This is a genomic window from Delftia sp. SD018 (genome assembly GCF_017355445.1).
GTDB classification, from domain to species: Bacteria; Pseudomonadota; Gammaproteobacteria; order Burkholderiales; family Burkholderiaceae_C; genus Comamonas; species Comamonas acidovorans.
The window spans coordinates 38,433-54,445 of record NZ_JADDRN010000007.1 but is presented as its reverse complement, the minus strand read 5'-3'; the positions used below and the strand labels follow the sequence as shown (position 1 = coordinate 54,445).

Annotated in this window: 22 protein-coding genes; 19 read left to right on the top strand and 3 right to left on the bottom strand. The window is 64.1% G+C overall.

Annotation, left to right across the window (positions count from 1 at the left end):
• The first annotated feature begins 988 nt into the window (after positions 1–988).
• Positions 989–1,234 (top strand): hypothetical protein, encoded by a 246-nt coding sequence (locus tag INR38_RS28690; protein ID WP_242699018.1) that lies wholly within the window; start codon positions 989–991, stop codon positions 1,232–1,234.
• Here the strand turns inward: INR38_RS28690 and INR38_RS09355 are convergent.
• A complete protein-coding gene (locus INR38_RS09355; RefSeq protein WP_207475900.1) occupies positions 1,231–1,761 on the bottom strand; it encodes a helix-turn-helix transcriptional regulator in 531 nt (176 codons plus the stop codon). The two genes, INR38_RS28690 and INR38_RS09355, sit on opposite strands and share 4 nt — an antisense overlap.
• An 82-nt stretch (positions 1,762–1,843) precedes the next feature.
• Between INR38_RS09355 and INR38_RS09350 the strand changes: the two genes are divergently transcribed.
• Positions 1,844–2,092 (top strand): helix-turn-helix transcriptional regulator, encoded by a 249-nt coding sequence (locus INR38_RS09350; RefSeq protein ID WP_207475898.1) that lies wholly within the window; start codon positions 1,844–1,846, stop codon positions 2,090–2,092.
• A 130-nt stretch (positions 2,093–2,222) separates the two neighbouring features.
• Here the strand turns inward: INR38_RS09350 and INR38_RS09345 are convergent, their stop codons facing one another.
• Both INR38_RS09345 and INR38_RS09340 read right to left on the bottom strand, forming a co-directional pair.
• Entirely contained in the window at positions 2,223–2,435 is a 213-nt protein-coding gene (locus INR38_RS09345; protein ID WP_207475896.1) for a hypothetical protein, read from the bottom strand.
• A 183-nt stretch (positions 2,436–2,618) separates the two neighbouring features.
• On the bottom strand, positions 2,619–2,813 hold the full coding sequence (locus tag INR38_RS09340) for a hypothetical protein (RefSeq protein ID WP_207475894.1): 195 nt from the start codon (positions 2,811–2,813) through the stop codon (positions 2,619–2,621).
• 88 nt (positions 2,814–2,901) lie between these two features.
• Between INR38_RS09340 and INR38_RS09335 the strand changes: the two genes are divergently transcribed.
• The 17 genes from INR38_RS09335 (at position 2,902) to INR38_RS09255 (ending at position 16,009) form a co-directional block, all read left to right on the top strand.
• Positions 2,902–3,330: a hypothetical protein gene (locus INR38_RS09335; RefSeq protein WP_207475892.1), complete on the top strand. Its 429-nt coding sequence runs from the start codon at positions 2,902–2,904 to the stop codon at positions 3,328–3,330.
• A 35-nt stretch (positions 3,331–3,365) separates the two neighbouring features.
• Positions 3,366–4,031 carry a phage antirepressor KilAC domain-containing protein gene (locus INR38_RS09330; RefSeq protein WP_242699017.1) on the top strand — a complete coding sequence of 222 codons (666 nt, stop codon included), beginning with the start codon at positions 3,366–3,368 and terminating at the stop codon, positions 4,029–4,031.
• Complete coding sequence (locus INR38_RS09325; RefSeq protein ID WP_207475888.1) at positions 4,028–4,984, top strand: helix-turn-helix domain-containing protein; 957 nt, start codon at positions 4,028–4,030, stop codon at positions 4,982–4,984. Before INR38_RS09330 ends, INR38_RS09325 begins: the two co-directional genes overlap by 4 nt.
• Entirely contained in the window at positions 4,977–5,759 is a 783-nt protein-coding gene (locus tag INR38_RS09320) for a hypothetical protein (protein WP_207475885.1), read from the top strand. Before INR38_RS09325 ends, INR38_RS09320 begins: the two co-directional genes overlap by 8 nt.
• The gene (locus INR38_RS09315) at positions 5,756–6,262 is read left to right on the top strand and encodes a hypothetical protein (RefSeq protein WP_207475883.1); all 507 of its coding nucleotides are present in this window, start codon (positions 5,756–5,758) and stop codon (positions 6,260–6,262) included. The genes INR38_RS09320 and INR38_RS09315 overlap by 4 nt, the downstream gene beginning before the upstream one ends.
• 43 nt (positions 6,263–6,305) lie before the next feature.
• Positions 6,306–6,470, top strand: a complete 165-nt coding sequence (locus tag INR38_RS09310; RefSeq protein WP_242699016.1) for a hypothetical protein — start codon at positions 6,306–6,308, stop codon at positions 6,468–6,470.
• Positions 6,446–6,934, top strand: coding sequence for a hypothetical protein (locus INR38_RS09305; RefSeq protein WP_207475879.1), 489 nt, complete (start codon positions 6,446–6,448; stop codon positions 6,932–6,934). The genes INR38_RS09310 and INR38_RS09305 overlap by 25 nt, the downstream gene beginning before the upstream one ends.
• Positions 6,931–7,251, top strand: coding sequence for a DUF4406 domain-containing protein (locus INR38_RS09300; protein ID WP_207475876.1), 321 nt, complete (start codon positions 6,931–6,933; stop codon positions 7,249–7,251). The genes INR38_RS09305 and INR38_RS09300 overlap by 4 nt, the downstream gene beginning before the upstream one ends.
• Positions 7,244–7,501 (top strand): hypothetical protein, encoded by a 258-nt coding sequence (locus INR38_RS09295; protein WP_047472973.1) that lies wholly within the window; start codon positions 7,244–7,246, stop codon positions 7,499–7,501. Before INR38_RS09300 ends, INR38_RS09295 begins: the two co-directional genes overlap by 8 nt.
• Before the next feature lie 104 nt (positions 7,502–7,605).
• Positions 7,606–8,022, top strand: a complete 417-nt coding sequence (locus INR38_RS09290) for a hypothetical protein (protein WP_242699015.1) — start codon at positions 7,606–7,608, stop codon at positions 8,020–8,022.
• Complete coding sequence (locus tag INR38_RS09285) at positions 8,019–8,567, top strand: hypothetical protein (RefSeq protein ID WP_207475871.1); 549 nt, start codon at positions 8,019–8,021, stop codon at positions 8,565–8,567. Before INR38_RS09290 ends, INR38_RS09285 begins: the two co-directional genes overlap by 4 nt.
• Positions 8,568–8,827: 260 nt before the next feature.
• Complete coding sequence (locus INR38_RS09280) at positions 8,828–9,394, top strand: ComF family protein (protein ID WP_347566755.1); 567 nt, start codon at positions 8,828–8,830, stop codon at positions 9,392–9,394.
• A gap of 5 nt (positions 9,395–9,399) precedes the next feature.
• The gene (locus tag INR38_RS09275) at positions 9,400–9,966 is read left to right on the top strand and encodes a hypothetical protein (protein ID WP_207475867.1); all 567 of its coding nucleotides are present in this window, start codon (positions 9,400–9,402) and stop codon (positions 9,964–9,966) included.
• 161 nt (positions 9,967–10,127) lie between these two features.
• On the top strand, positions 10,128–10,838 hold the full coding sequence (locus INR38_RS09270; protein WP_242699014.1) for a hypothetical protein: 711 nt from the start codon (positions 10,128–10,130) through the stop codon (positions 10,836–10,838).
• A complete protein-coding gene (locus INR38_RS09265; protein WP_207475865.1) occupies positions 10,835–12,382 on the top strand; it encodes a terminase family protein in 1,548 nt (515 codons plus the stop codon). Before INR38_RS09270 ends, INR38_RS09265 begins: the two co-directional genes overlap by 4 nt.
• Positions 12,367–14,712: a hypothetical protein gene (locus tag INR38_RS09260; RefSeq protein ID WP_347566754.1), complete on the top strand. Its 2,346-nt coding sequence runs from the start codon at positions 12,367–12,369 to the stop codon at positions 14,710–14,712. The genes INR38_RS09265 and INR38_RS09260 overlap by 16 nt, the downstream gene beginning before the upstream one ends.
• A gap of 232 nt (positions 14,713–14,944) precedes the next feature.
• A complete protein-coding gene (locus INR38_RS09255) occupies positions 14,945–16,009 on the top strand; it encodes a hypothetical protein (protein WP_207475862.1) in 1,065 nt (354 codons plus the stop codon).
• The last annotated feature ends 4 nt before the right edge of the window (positions 16,010–16,013 follow it).

Here is a 16,013-nt window from a genome sequence, read left to right as displayed (position 1 = left end):
CCGGATCGAGAAGCCTCTTTTGTTTCGCCCCGATGCGCTCGGGGAGGGCGTGCTGCATCTGGTAGCAGCTGCGCGGCATCAACATGCCGCACCGTTTATTTGCTCCGTGGTGTCATCTCACTGCGTTCGTCACCGGAATGCCAGGGCGGTGTTCCATCGTCGGCTCCAGATGCGCTGGCGCGCACCCTTCACTGCCTCCCGCCTACTCTCTACAGGGCATCCCGCCCGCAGTTCCTTCCCTATGCCGTGAACCGTGCTTTGACGGACTGGCAACCGCGCGGAGACGCGGCGCGCTGACCTGGCCCATGCCCAGGAGCGCCATTGCGCCGGACGAATGCCCCTCGGGTGGGGCAAGCAACATCGGCGTGCAAATTGTGAAAGACCGGGGCTTGCCCGGTCGATGCCGTGGTGCCCAACTTCCCTGCCTGTCCGCATGTGCGGTGGCTGGGTTGTTGAGTTTTATTATCAGTCGGACTCATAAAATAAGTCAACAGTCCGGCTGATTTTTTGGAGGTTAAATTATTTTGATAGCAGCGTTGTGGCATTGGGACTTGAAGTCGGTCAACGCAACGGAGCGTTGCGCAACCGTTGCTTGCATGCGCGCAACGCTGCATTGCGCAACGCTGCGTTGCATCTTTCAGCCTGCAGTTGCGCGATCAAAGGCCGCGTGCAACACTGTATGAAATAACAGGTATTCTCATGAACAACGATTCAACGAAGCTGTTTGGTGCCCGCCTCCGATCCGCCCGGCGGAGTGCCGCGTTGTCGCAGGAAGACATGGCAGAGATGCTTGGTGTGTCGCGCCAGGTCATATCGAAGTGGGAGCGCGGGGAGAGTTCCCCCACGATGCCGCAGCTCGCTGCGTTAGTTGCGATGTACTGCGTATGCGCTCACACGTTGTTGTTTGGGGAGCCTTACCGCGAGGTGCGGTTTGGTGAATTCATGCAGGCCCGCATTTCGCCAGCCGCAGTAGATGAGGAGCAGGAAGATGGATGCAAAAGAGTTGACCGATATGATCAACAACCACAAGGGCGAGTTGCCTCGGCCACGCTTCGTGGTGAGTGTGTTCGCGGAGGTGGTGGCCAAGCTAGCCCCAAGACTGACGCAAGAAGAGTTGGGTGAGCTGGTGGCGCTGGGCGCGCTTGTCCAAAAGCGATCATCCCAGCTCGTGCCCGTGTACCGGCTGGATGACATGCCGGGCGGCGACATGGGCAGGGGCTGGCCCGTCGTTTAGTGAGCGACCTTTTCCCGGCTCTTGCGCGCCAACGGTGTGCTTGGCTGGAGTTTGACTGGTTGCGACGGAGATTTCTCAGGGGGCGGGGCTGGCTTGTGCATCAGCTTGTGCGCAAACTTCGCCAGTTCTTGACGCTCAGTTTCCTGAAGCTCGCGAAAGGTCAAGACCAACTGGACCTCCTGCCGAGACAGTTCGGTGATGTCCATGCGGGCAGGATCTGGAGCTTGGTCGATAGCGGCGCCCACGCCTTCGCCTATCTCGATAGCCAGGGCCGCGACTGACTCGCTGAAGTCGCTGATCTGGCAGCCCAGGGCCTTGCTGAACTTCGCCGCAGCATGCGGGTTCAGGGGAATCTTGCCGTTCAGGTACTGGCTCACGGCACTCTGCCCGAAGCCCACCATGTCGCTGAAGAAGTCCTGGCTGGACGGCTCGCCGGCTTCCTTTCGCGACGACTTCCACGACAGGAACAGCTTTTTCAGCCGCGCGGCATCTTCTTTTTGTTCAGCGGTCAGGGGCAGGGCTGGCATGAAAACAGGGTATTAGTAGGGCTCATGAATTCAAAACAGTCCGACTGTTGAATAAATTAGTAGTCCGACTTATGATGCGGGCATGAAGAACCTCATGCCCATTCGCAAGCGTCTTGGCCTCACCCAGCAGGCGCTCGGCCAAGTTATCGGCTGCACTCAGGGGAACGTTGGGTACTACGAGCGCGGGCAGATGATGCCCACGCCCCGCGCACGTCGGCTCATTGATTTCGCTGCAGGGCGCGGGCTAATGCTGTCGTTCGACCACCTGTACGGAGACGCCCCGCTGCCCGAGCTTGCGCAGCCTGCCGCCCAGGAGCAGGGCCATGCCTGAGCCGTGCCGCTTGGGCGAGGCCCAGCCGACGAGCAACAGGTTTTCGAGGAAGCGTTGGTGCCGGGGGGCGGCGTTCTTTGTGACCCTGCAGCGCAGCAGGACGCACGTCTGGGAAGGTTGCCGGCGCGCGTCAGCTTCCGGCTTGGACGGGGTGTTGTGCCTGCCCCGCACGCCGGGCTTCCTCTGCAGTGTCCACGCGCTGAATGCCTTCCAGCAGTGCGTAGTAAGCGTCTTCGAACGTCTTGGCAACGATGCCCCGCGTGAAGTCGCTGTACTCCAACTCGATCTTCGAGAGCATTGCTCCAGCAAGAGTTGCTGTGGGCCCGATCAGTTCTTGTTTCATGTCCGCCCCTCTCGGGAATGGTTGTGTAGGAGCTCCCATTCTGCCCCGGGAGGTGGCGGACACCCCTCCCAAGGATCAAGACCATGCATATGCCATACCGCTGGGGCGCCGATGTCCCGCCAGCAGCACAGAGGCTCAAGAACCGCCGGCTGGAGCGCTTGTACGCAGCCGAGTACTTCCGTCTTACCGGTGCTCGTCTGGGCCTTGGAGAGCCTGCTGCTCTGCAATCAGCACGCGAGCGCGCTGGATCGCCGCATATGCCTTCGCAATCTCCTCCGGCAACTGCATCAAGTTCCCCGCTCGCACATCGTGATGAACGCGGGCGGCGATGAGGTTCACGGCAGCTAACACATCGGAATCGTTGATTTTTTCGTTCATGGCCTGGGCCTTGCGGATGGATGGTTGGTGGAACACCCATTCTAGGAACGTGCCCACGGCCGCCATTTATCTCAAGGAGTAGTCCCGCATGCGTGGCACCCCCCAAGTACTGAGCCGCGCGGAGATTGACGCGGCGGATCGAATCATCAAGGCACTGAAGGAGCTGGCCCCCGAGGAAGCAGAGCGCGTGCTGGCCCATGTCCAGGCCCGGTTGGACGAGGCTGAAGGTGGCGACGTGATGTTTGCCCGTGGCATCGCTGGCCCCAATGGGGCCCTGGACACCTGCATGAAGACGTGGGTTGACAGTGGGACTGCGGAGCTTTTCAGGCGTCGTGCGGCCATGCGCAAACAGAACTCGTCGGCCTGCCAGCGGGACTGCATTTACCTGCTGGTCCACGAGAAGACTTACACGTTGATGGTTGCGGAAAAGGCGTTGCATGACGCTGATGCTATGGACCTGCGGGAGCATTTGACAGGCCCATTTCCGGCCCGGAAATTCTGGGGGCCCGGGCAATGAACGCGATCACTGCAATTTCCGCCGCCGTGCTGACCATGAGCAGCGAAGAAATCGCTTCTTTGGTGGAGTCCCGCCACGACAACGTGAGGACCTCCATCGAGCGCCTGGGCGCGCGCGGCGTGATCCAACTCCCTGCGTTGCAGGAAGTTCGGAATCATCTCGGCCAGACCGTGAGCGTCTACCAACTGTGCAAACGCGACAGCTATGTCGTGGTGGCGCAGCTGTCTCCTGAGTTCACCGCGCGCCTGGTGGATCGCTGGCAGGAGCTGGAGGCCCAGGCCGCTCCAGCCGTTCCGCGCACGATGTCTCAGGCGCTGCGCCTGGCCGCTGATCAAGCCGAGCAGATCGAGCAGCAGCAGGCCGCCCTGGCACTGGCCGCGCCCAAGGCCGAATACGTGGACCGCTACGTGGCCGCCAACGGCGCGAAGGGCTTCCGTCAGGTGGCCAAGCTGCTGGGCGCGAACGAGCACGCATTCCGGGCCTGGCTGCAGGAAGAAAAGATCATGTACCGCCTGGGTGGCGAGTGGACTGCGCACCAGTGCCACATTGATGCCGGCCGCTTTGTCGTGAAGACGGGCGTGGCCCAGGTCAACGAGCATGCCTTCAACGCCACGAAGTTCACCCCCAAGGGCGTGAACTGGGTAGCCGGCCTGTGGGGCCAGCACCATGCCCGCCTGGCGCAGGAGGGGGCGCAGCAATGAGCACGATGATCATGGCGGCCTGCTGGCCGCTGGCAATGTCCCCCGCGCAGAAGGCGGTGCTGATTTCCCTTGCTGACCAGGCCAACGATGACGGCGTGTGCTGGCCGGGCGTTGCGACGATTGCGAAGCGCACATGCCTGTCCGAGCGCGCGGTGCAGGACGCAATCGCTTGGCTGCAGACCGTGGGGGTGGTGTTCCGCGAGTACCGGATCAACTCGAGCACCAGCTACACCATCACGCCGGCCAACTTCAACCCGGCTGCAGCGCCCGCGAAGCGCAAGCGTGGCACGGGTGCAGATGCCGCACCGGGTGCAAATGGCGCACCCCCCGCAAATGGCGCACCGGGTGCAGACGGCGCACCACCCCCCGCAGATGGCGCACCAGGGGGTGCAAATGGCGCACCTCAATCCCCGCAGATGGCGCACCCCAGGGGTGCAGATGGCGCACCCAAATCATCATTGAACCGTAATAGGAACCGTAAAGGAACCGCCAACGAACCATCCCCGCCGGCTGCGCCGCCGGGCCGCGATGGGGTTGGCGGCCAACCAGGCGACGGCGAGACAGCCCTGCAGGCTGCCTGCAAGCTCACCTGGGCGTCGTACAGCTTGGCCTACGAGCAGCGGTATGGCGTCAAGCCGGTGCGCAACCAGGTCGTGAACGCCAACGTGAAGACGCTGGTCAAGCGCCTGGGCTTCGAGGAAGCACCGCTGGTGGCGGCTTGGTACGTGGCCAGCGTGAACGAGGCATTCGTGGTGAAGAACTCCCACGGCGTCGGCGTGCTGGTGAACCAGGCTGAGAGCTTCCGCACACAGTGGGCCCGTGGACAGGCGGTGACCGGCACGGCTGCGCAGGCAGCGGACAAGACGAGCGCCAACTTCGACGCCATCGAGGAAGCCAAGCGGCTGCTGCGCCAGCGCGGCGGCCGGGGCAATGGGGAGGGCGCCAATGCGTGACGACCTGGACACCGACTGGCTGCTGGAGGAGCTGGGCGCCACGATGGAACTGAGCGGCCAGCAGGTCCGACCTGCAGCACTGCTGCTGCTGGCTGAAGACCTGGCCCACATCGAAAAGCCTGTGCTGCGCCTGGCCCTGGCCCGCATCCGCGCTGAGCATCGCGGCCCGATCCTCACCGGCACCGTGCTGCAGTACGTGGACCACGCCATGGGCCGCATGCTGCCCGCGGAAGCCTATGGCTTGGCGCTGACCAGCGCAGACCAGCAGGCCACCGTGGTGTGGACCGACGAGATCGCCCAGGCCTGGGCCGTGGCCGCGCCGCTGCTCAGTGCCGGCGACAAGTTCGGCGCGCGGCAGGCCTTCATCGAGGCCTATGGCCGGATCACGGGCGAGGCCCGCGCGCTGCGCCGTCGCCCCGTGGTTCAGGTCAGCTTGGGCCACGACCCCGAAGCCCGGACACGCGCCGTGCAGGAAGCCATCACGGCAGGCCGGCTGCCGGGCGGTCTGGAGGGCCTGACGGACGACCTGCGCGAGCAGCTGCAGCTGCCGGCCCCGCGCGCAGCACTGGCGCTGCCGGCGCCCGAGTCCATGCCCAGCGGCCCGAAGCGCGAGGTGCTGGCCCAGCTGGCCACCCTGCGTGAAGCCTTCGCGCTCAAGGCCTCGCGCTTCACGCCCGTGCAAGTCCAGGCCCGTGCAGACCGGATGCGCCTGGGACAAGCCAAGCGCCGCAGTGCTGCCGCTGTGGCACAGCACCAGCAGGGGAGCCAGGCATGAGCGCCATACACACCTCCGTGGCCCGGGAGTACCTGACGCTGCCCTACACCTACACGCTGGCACAGGAGCTGTCGGCCAGTGAGCGGCAGCCGCTGCACCAGCGCAAGCGCGATCCCCTGGCCGCTGCAGTCCTGGCCGCCGTGCATGCCGTGGGCTACGCCGCGCCGACAGTGCAGCACTGGCGCGACCTGGCCGACGCAGCGAACCTCTCCGAGACCTTGCTGGGCATGGGCGTCTTCACCGAGCCCGAGGCTCAGAGCCTGTTTGCCGATGCCGTTGCAGCCGTCGTGGACCTGGGCCGCAAGCACGGCCACGGCCAGGAGATGCGCCTGAACGCTGTTCAGCTGGGCCACCTGGTCGAGTTCGGCGAGGCCTACGGCCAGGTGCTGGAGGTGATCCCGGCCCGCACCTTCATCCGCGCGCACCGCGCCACCGAACGCCGCCTGCGCGAGCTGCTGGTCAACAGCCACGGCAGCGATTCCCATGAATTCATCGTCGTCTGAACACCAATGGCAGCAACACCAAATCAATCTCAGCGGGCCAGCCGTGGCGCACCTCGTCAAGCTGGCCCAGCAACCCGGGTGGTGGGAGTACGTCAAGGCCAGGGCCAGGGAACTGGACAGGGACGAGTCCCGGCTGTTCGTGGACATCGAGCAGCAGGTGGTGCAGCAGCTGCAGGCGCTCGAATGGCGCCCGCCGCCCCGCGCGTGACGGTGCCGGCTGGCCACCAGGGCCCGATCACGGTGCTGGGCATGGACCCGGGCGAGCACACTGGTCTGGCCTGGATCGTGGATGGCCAGCTGCAGGCACTGCAGGAGGTCGATCCAGCGCAAATTGCCCTGGTGCTGCAGGAGCGTCGGCCCACACTGGTGATCTTCGAGGACAGCCGCGCCGCGCGCCGCACCTGGACGGCCAAGGGCAGCGACGGCGCCCGCAAGAAGATCGCGCGCAACGTCGGCGAGATCGACGCCTGGTGCAAGCTGATCGTTGGCCTGTGCGCGGCGCTGGGCATCCCATGCCACGGCATGCCGCCCAGCGCGAAGGCTGGCGGTGTCCACGGCGCCAAGATCGATGCCGCCACCTTCAGCCGCCTGACCGGCTGGGCCGGCCGCAGCAATCAGCACCAGCGTGACGCCGCAATGATCGCGTGGTCCTTTCGGAGGGCCCGGCCATGAAGCGCATCTACATCGCCGGCCCGATGACAGGCCTGCCCGAGTTCAACTACCCGGCCTTCAACCGCGCGGCCGCCGTGCTGCGTGCCCAGGGCCACCACGTCGAGAACCCGGCCGAGAACCCCGCGCCAGCGTGCGGCAGCTGGGCCGGCTACATGCGTCTGGCGCTGCCGCAGCTGTGCAAGTGCGATGCCGTGCACCGGCTGCCGGGCTGGAAGCAGTCGCGCGGCGCCCGGTTGGAGAGCTTTGTGGCGCGCGTGCTGGGTCTGGAGGTGCAGGACTTCGATGCCAGCGCAGGGGAGGGCGGCGCACATGCTTGATTTCCGCCCCGACCTTCCGCGCCGTGGCCAGCGCGGCCCGGTGCGCGCCGCGCCCCAACACCCGCCCCTGTGGCGTGGCGCCGCAATGCGCGAGCGCATCGAAGGCCCTGATGCCCTGGGGCGCTACCGCTTCTCCGTCTGGTCAGAAAACCGCTGCTGCCGCCTGGAGCAGTACGGCCCCACGCGCGTGTGCGTGATGAACGATCACGGCTTCCTGGTGCAGGTGGATGTGGAGGGCGACATCCGATGATCCAGAACCGTAGCACCTGGCCCAGCCGCGGCTTCGGCCGCCGGCCCGCCGCCGCACCAGCGCAAGACCGAGAGGAGCGCCTGGCGCAGCGCGCGGCCCGCGCCATGGACAGCGCCCGCGCCACGGCCGGCATGGCGTGCACCAGCATCGTTGTGATGGGCGGTGCCAGCACAGGCTTGGCCGTGCCCAAGGCCGAGATCCTCGAATGCGAAGTCTACCGCCGCGCCGTCGCCGCGCTGCCCTGCATTTGGTGCGGCATCTGCGATTTCTCTCAGCACGCACACCTCAACCTCGGCAAGGGCTTCGCGCTCAAGACAGATGACCGCACTGGCTTCCCGCTGTGCTGCACGCGCCCCGACATCGAGGGCTGCCATGTCGCATATGACCAATACCGCCTTGTTGACGGCGGCCGAGAAGCCCATCGGGACTACGGCCTCGAATGGGGCCGCATCACCCGCCACACGATTCTTGAATCCGGCCAATGGCCACAACGTCTGCCCCTCTGGAGTGAAACCGCATGAACCAAGCCACCACCAGCACTATCCACAAGACAGCCGGCGGCAATCCGGACACTGGCGCGGTCGAGGCCGTGCCCACGCTGACGCAGGTCTATGAAGCCATCCGCCAACTCCATGAGGCCGGGGAAGAGCCCACGCGCGACCGCATCCACAAGATGACAGGCCTGAACCTCACCACGGTGGACGACCGCATCAAGGTGCTGCGTGGCGAAGGGATGATTGCGGCGGTGAAGCAGTGCTACCGCCCGGTCCACCAGCATGGGCCGGCACGGGATGTCGTCATCGTGCACCTCAACGATGGCCGGACTCTGGTGGAGATCGGGGAGCATGTGTTGCATCTAGTCCGCCCTGAAGCCGCTCGCCTAGGTCAAGGGCTGGCAGGCGTAGCCCTGGAGCACACGGCTCTCGCGCGCGTTACGGAACTTCAGGATCAGCTACTGGACGAGTTAGCGAAGCGGCGGGAGTTGGAGCGCGAAGTGAAGGCGCTGAAGTCGTTGAGGCGCACGGACAGTCGACAAGCAGACCTCCTTCTTGAGATGGGCTCCTGAGACCTGGCGTAGATCACCGTGAGTTGTTGATGCCGGTTGCTATCGGCAGAGAATTGGCCAGAATCGCATCGATTGATATCAATTTTTGCGCATAGGGTTTTATCGAATTGACTGCTGCTTTTATTTGTCTTGAGATGATTTATTTGTTTGAAGATAATTCCCTAATCTTCGTTCAAGTTCATCTTTTAGTTATTTGGCTGAAGATGTTACGATGTGTATTCATTTAACTCTTTGGCAAAGGTGGTGCTATGCAGGTGAACGTGAAAGAACTTCACGGTGACTGGGACGCTGGCTGGGCACTTGATAAGCACGTCCTCTCTAGTACGTATGTTGGAGATAACGAATGGGGACGCCCTCAATTTGACACCCAACGCTCCGAAGTAGGGGAGGCATCTTTCCAGCTGAAATATCGTTCTGACTGGGCTCAGGTGCAAGTCCTTGCTCAAGCGCTGGCAGCAAACATTCTTCCGAAAATCAGCAGTGTTGGCTTCATTGTTCCGATGCCTGCGTCTAAGGTGCGAGATCGTCAACCTGTTACGGAAGTCGCACGTGCGTTGGGCATGTTGGTTCAAAAACCTGTATTTGAATCACTCGCGAAGGCGCCTGGAGGACCATCACTGAAGGATTTGCAGACGAAACAGGAGAAGCTTGATGCGCTGGCGCAGCGCCTTTCTATTGTAAAACACATCACCAACGAGGGACGTTGGGACGTGCTGCTGGTGGATGATCTGTATGACTCGGGTGCTTCGATGGAGACAGCATGCGCTGCGCTGCGAGGGTATGAAAAAGTCAATAAAATCTACGTTGCTGCCCTAACATGGAAATAGCATCGATGAGTACCAAAGTTTTTATCGCCGGTTCAATGAATATCAAAAATCTCGATCCGGAGGTTAAGAAGCGAATCGATAACATCATAGACCAAGACTTCGAAGTGTTGGTCGGCGATGCGGATGGCGTGGACACCTCTGTGCAGTGGCACCTGTTAAATCACGGGGGGTGTAGGGCTACAATTTTTTGCAGTGGCCCTGTGCCTCGCAACAATGTTGGAGATTGGCCCGTTGAAGCTGTTGTCACATCGCACAGCGTGGGGTCGCGTGCATTTTTTACAGCCAAAGATTTGAGGATGGCTGAAGTTGCCGACTATGGGCTAATGATCTGGGACTCGAAGAGCACCGGGACTCTTTGCAATGTCATTGAATTGTTGCAACGTGACAAGAAATCCGTAGTGTTTGTGAACAAGTCTAAAACGTTCCACAAGGTGGGCACCGTTGAGCAGTTGGAGGAACTGGTTGCCTTCATGTCTGATCATGCCAAGAAGAAGGCTGATGAGAAGATTGGTCTTGTTGACCGAATCGATTCACTGAGAAGCGATAAGTCTCAGGCACGCATGTTTCTATAGCAGACATGATGCCTGGACCCGTCTAGGGTTCGACGTCCTCAGGTCGTGCGGGAACACTCCCAGCCATGGCCCAAGCCCAACGCCCTACCAGCAAGTCCGAATCTTCAAAGAAGCCTGTCCCCAAGAAGCTTGCAGCTGCGAAATCGGCTGCAGACGTAGCCTTGTCCGCCAACAGCGCGGCGCCCAACGCCCCCGCTGACTGGGAGCGCATAGAGCTGGACTACCGGGCCGGCATCAAGACCCTTCGCCAGATAGCCGATGAAAACGGCATCACGCATGGCGCCATCAACAAGCGAGCCAAGCGAGATGGATGGGAGCGGGACCTAGGCGTGAAGATCCAGGCCAAGGCCGATGCCCTGGTATCCAAGGCGGCGGTATCCAGCGAGGTATCCACGGATACCAAGGTTCGGGAACGGGCCGTCATCGATGCCAATGCCCAGGCCGTGGCTGACGTTCGCCTGGCCCATCGCAGGGACATCCAGAGGGCGCGCCGCGTCACCAACACCCTGTTGGACGAACTGGAAAAACAGACCGACCCGGATACCTTGTTTCTGCTCGGCGAGCTGGGCGAGATGCTGCGGCAACCCGACGACAACGGCCAGGACCGCCTCAACGACCTGTACCACAAGGTCATCAGCCTGTCTGAGCGCTCCAAGACCATGAAGACTCTTGCCGAGAGCCTCCAGAAGCTGGTGGACATGGAGCGCACTGCGTTCGGCATGGACAAGCTTTCCGAGAAAGGCGATGAGCCGGGCGCGCTCAAGCAGATGACCGATGCCGAGCGGGCGGTGCGGCTCGCTGCCATGCTCAACGGCGGCCCAGGCGCGGCTATGGTGTTGGCCACGCTCGCGGCGAAGCGAGGTGAGAAATGACCACGCCCGCGCTGACCACGGCCGATATCCTGGACCTGCTCAAGGGTCTGGACGCGGACACCCGCGCGGAGCTGGACTCCCTGCTGCTGTCTGGCGATGCGCCCATCTGGGTGCCGCAGCCTGGCCCCCAGACCGTGGCCTTCGAGTCCGACGCCGATATCGTCTTCTACGGTGGTGCGGCCGGCGGCGGCAAGACCGATCTGCTGCTGGGCCTGCCGCTGACCAAGCAAAAGCACAGCATCATCTTCCGGCGCCAGTCCGTGCAGTTGACCGGCATCGAAGAGCGCATGACCTCGATCCTGGGCACGCGCGACGGGTACAACAGCCAGGACGGCATCTGGCGGCTGCCGCAAGGCAAGGTACTGGAGCTGGGCAGCGTGAAGGAGCCGGGCGACTGGATCAAGTACCAAGGCCGCGCGCATGACTTCAAGGGCTTCGATGAGATCACCCACTTCACCGAACTGCAGTTCCGTTCCCTGATCGGCTGGCTGCGCACCGACGACCCGACCATCCGTCAGCGCGTGGTGTGCGCGGGCAACCCGCCGACCGAGCCCGAAGGCGAGTGGGTCAAACGCTTCTGGGCGCCGTGGCTGGAGCCGTCCCACCCGAACCCGGCCAAACCGGGCGAGCTGCGCTGGTTCGTGACCAACGAGAAGGGTGAGGACCAGGAGGTGCCTGGCCCCGAGCCCGTGATGGTCGGACCCGACCTGATGACGCCCAAGAGCCGGACGTTCATCCCTTCCAGCGTGAACGACAACCTGTTCTTGCTGTCCACTGGCTACAAGGCGACGTTGCAGTCCCTGCCCGAGCCGCTGCGCAGCAAGATGCTGAACGGCGACTTCAATGCCGGCAGCGCGGACCCGGCCTGGCAGGTGATCCCCACCGAATGGATGAAGGCGGCGCAGGCCCGGTGGAAGGCGCGCGAAGCCAAGGGCGGCATGACGGCCCTTGGCCTGGACCCGGCGCGCGGCGGCATCGACAAGACCTCGGCGGCGCGGCGCCACGGCGCTTGGTTCGATGAGCTGATCACCGTGCCGGGCGCGGTCACCAAGGACGGCCCGACCACGGCTGGCTTTGTCACGCCCCTGGTGCGCGACGGTGCATGCATCTGCGTGGACAGCATCGGCATCGGCTCCAGCGCGCTGGATTTCATCGTGGGCCTGAATCTTCTGGTGCTCGCGGTCAACGGTTCGGAAACGTCCAACGCCATGACCAAGGCAGGCAATCTGCGCTTCCGGAACCGGCGCGCGGAAATGTACTGGCTGCTGCGCGAGGCCCTGGACCCGACGAACCCCATTCCCATTGCGCTGCCGCCAGACCCTGAGCTGCTGGCTGACCTGACAGCCGTTCGCTACAAGGTCGTGACCCTGGGCCGGGTCGCGGCGATCCAGATGCTGTCCAAGGACGACATCCGCAAGGCGCTGGGCCGCTCGCCCGACAAAGGCGACGCGGTGGCAATGACCTTTGTCCAGGGCATCCCTGAGCCCGGCAGCAAGCGGCACGAATACGAAGAACCCGAAGAGACCGATTGGAGGCTCAATTGATCAACACCAGCACGATGGACGTGGACTCGCCCGAAGCCGAGGGTTCTCTCGACGCCGGGGATGATGATCTGCGCATGGGTGAGGGCGAGGTGTCGCTCCACGAATACGCGGAATGGCTGCGCGAGATGGACGAGGAGCCGCCATGGCGCATCGCGGCCGACAAGGAGATGGACTATGCCGATGGCAAGCAGCTGGACACCGAGCTGCTGAATGCCATGAAGGAGCAGGGTATTCCTCCGGCAATCGAGGATCGCATCGGCCCCACGCTGCGCGCGCTCACGGGCTACGAGCAGACCACGCGCACCGACTGGCGGGTGACCGCCAACGGCCAGACGGGCAGCAAGGACGTGGCCGACGCGCTCAACGTCGAGCTGAACGAGGCCGAGCGCGAGTCCCATGCCGACGATGCCTGCAGCGATGCCTTCCGGCCCCAGGCTGCCGTGGGCTTCGGTTGCGTGGGCGTGCAGCGCGTGAGCGATCCCACGCAGTACCGCTACAAATGTGCGGTCGTGCGGCGCAGCGAGGTGCGCTGGGATTGGACGGCGGAAGAGTGGGACCTGAGCGACGCGCGGTATTTCAAGCGGGACAAGTGGCTGCACCCCGAGCGCATCGCGCGCTCATTCCCGCAGGCGCGCGAACTGATCCTGTCCTGTGGCCGCAATGGTGCCGCCTGGTGGCAGCAGGGCTACCCGGGGCGACTGGCCAACCAGGGCGGAAGTTCCACGGGCCTGACCAATGCCGGCCAGGATGCGCGCGGCTGGACGGTGGAGGAAGCGCGTTGGTACGACCGCACCAATAAGCAGCTGTGCCTGTCCGAGCTTTGGTACCGGCGCTGGGTGGAAGTGGTGCTGATCGAGTCGCCTGATGGCCGCGTGGTCGAGTACGACGCGGGCAACCAGGCCCACAACTACGGCCTGGCCACGGGCATGACCAAGGCTTTCAAGGCCATCGTGGCGAAGGTTCGCCGCAGCTACTGGCTCGGGCCGCACAAGCTGCACGACAGCCCCACGCCATACCCGCACAGCCATTTCCCCTACGTGATCTTCTGGGGCTTCCGCGAGGATTCCACGCGCGTTCCCTATGGGTACGTGCGCGGGCTGATCTACCAGCAGGACAGTTTGAACAGCGGCACGGCGCTCATGCGCTGGGGGCTGTCCGCCTACCGCGTCGAGAACACCAAGGGCGCGACGGATATGCCGGATGCGGTCCTGCGGCGCACCATCGGCCGCCGCAACGCCCATGTGGTGCTGAACCAGGAGCACATGGCAAAGCCTGGCGCGCGCTTCGAAGTGAAGCGGGACGTGCAACTCACCGAGCAGCAGCACCAGCTCATGAACGACTGCCGCGCGGTCTTCGAGCAGCTGTCTGCGGCGCCGGCGGCATTCACGGGCCAGCGCGGCAACGCGACCAGCGGCCTGCAGGAGCGCACGCAGCTGGAGCAGGCCAACCAGGCGCTGGGCGAGATCATGGGCAATTTCCGCCGCGCGCGCACGCTCATGGGGGAGATGCTGCTGGCCATGATCGTCCAGGACCTGGGCGCCAAGGAAAAGACGGTGATCATCGAGGGCGATGCCGTCACCGAGGATCGTTCGGTGGTGCTCAACAAGATCGAGACCGACCCGGCCGGCTACACCTACCTGAGCAACGACGTGCAGCGGACCCTGCTGAAGGTCCAGCTCGAGGACGTGCCCAGCACGCCCGGCTATCGCTCTCAGCAGCTGTATGCGATGCAGGAGGTCATCAAGACCATGCCGCCACAGTTCCAGCAGGCCGCCATGCCCTACATGGTTGCGCTCATGGACACGCCCTACAAGCGCGAGATCATCGAGGCCCTGCGCGCGGCTGGATCCCAGGAAAGCCCGGAGCAGGTCGAAAAGCGCATTCAGCAGGAGGTGCAGGCGGCCCTGACGAAAGCTGGTCACGACCTCAAGGCGCGCGAGCTGGACATCAAGGAGCGGCTCACCGATGCCCAGATCCAGGACACGGTCGCGGCGGCCGTTCTCAAGGGTGTGCAGTCGGCCTTCAGTTCGATGCAGGGCGGGGCCCAGGTGGCCATGAACCCCCTGATCGCGCCCATTGCCGACGCCATCATGCAGGGCGCCGGATACCGGAAGCCCAATCCCGGTGGCGACGATCCAGACTTCCCAGTACCGGGCGTGGCGGCCGGCGGCCCCGCGCCGCAGTCGGGCGGCCCTGGCGCGGACGGCGACATCGACCAGGTGCGCGAGAACACCAGCCCCGCATTCCCGCCCATCCCGCAAGAGCCGGCGCGCGGCATGCAGGGCATCGAGACCACCGCGCCCGACGACAACCTGCCGCAGGGCGGCTGATCCAATTGGCTTCGGCCAGCGCCGCCTTCGGGCGGCGTTTTCATTCCCGCTCTGTCTAGGGTTGGTCTTTCCTCCCCCGCTTTTTGACACTGCTTCCAAGCCGCGGCGCACGTCGCTGTGGCGATGACTGCGGCGCTTCGGCGCTGTGGATTCAAGAGCAGATGGCGCGGCGCCCAGGCGCTGCTCCGGATTGCTGGCCCATGCGGCCACGGCGATATGTGGCGGGACAGGCATGACGACATCACAACAGGATTCTTTGGATAGCGCGGGCGGCGAACTGTCGGCCGATCACTTGACCCAGATGCTCAACGCTGGGTTGCATGGCGATACCTCGGCTGTGTCCGAGGAACCCGGCGGCGCGCCAGCGACCGCCACTGATCCGGCAAACACTCCTGCCGCACCCGCTGTGGAAGCGGTAGCGAAGCCCGGGGGAGATGCTGCGCCGGCCGAGCCAGAACCGGCAAATGCCGTGGTGCTGGCCAAGGATGGCAAGCACACCATCCCCTACGAGAAGTTGGAACAGGCACGCCAGGGCGAACAGCGCTGGAAGTCTGAGGCCGAGCGCGAGACCGCCCGCGCCGCAGCAGCAGAGGCCGCCCTGGCCGAGCTGCAGGCGCAGGCAGGCCAACGCGCGGCCGACGGCAAGGCCCCGACCGAGACAGACAAGCTGGCGGCGCAGGCAGGCGCGGCCATCGAGGCTGGCGCGGACCCGGAGCTCTTCGGCGACTACTCGGAGGAAGGGCTTCGCGCCGGGATGCTGAAGCTGCACGCGGCCACCCGCGAGCAGCTCAAGGCAGAGCTGAAGGCGGAACTGCAGGCAGAGGTCGAGCGCGAGCTGGCCCCCCTGCGTCAGCACCGCCAGGCCTCGGCGGAAGAAGTGCACTCGAACGCCATCTACACGGCGCACCCCGACGTGGATTCCATCGCCCAGAGCGCGGAGTTTGACGCCTGGCTCAAGGCCATGCCCAGCTATGCGCAAAGCGCCGCTCGCGGCGTGCTGGACGGCGGCAGCACGGAGCAGGTGATCGAGCTCTTCAAGGACTACAAGGCCGCGACTGCCGCTTCCGCTGCGCCCGCTCCAAAGGATCCCCCGAACGACCCGGCCAAGGCCGCCAAGGAAAAGCTGGCGGCCCTCGAAGTGCCCGTGCCCAACAGCCTCTCGGACATTCCGGGCGGCCGTCCAGGCGGCGGGACGCTGTTCGAACGGCTGGATTCGCTCCAAGGCGCGGACCTCTTTAACGCGATGAACGACCTCACGGAGGAGCAGCGCGAAGGGTTCCTCAATCGAAAAACCTGAACTG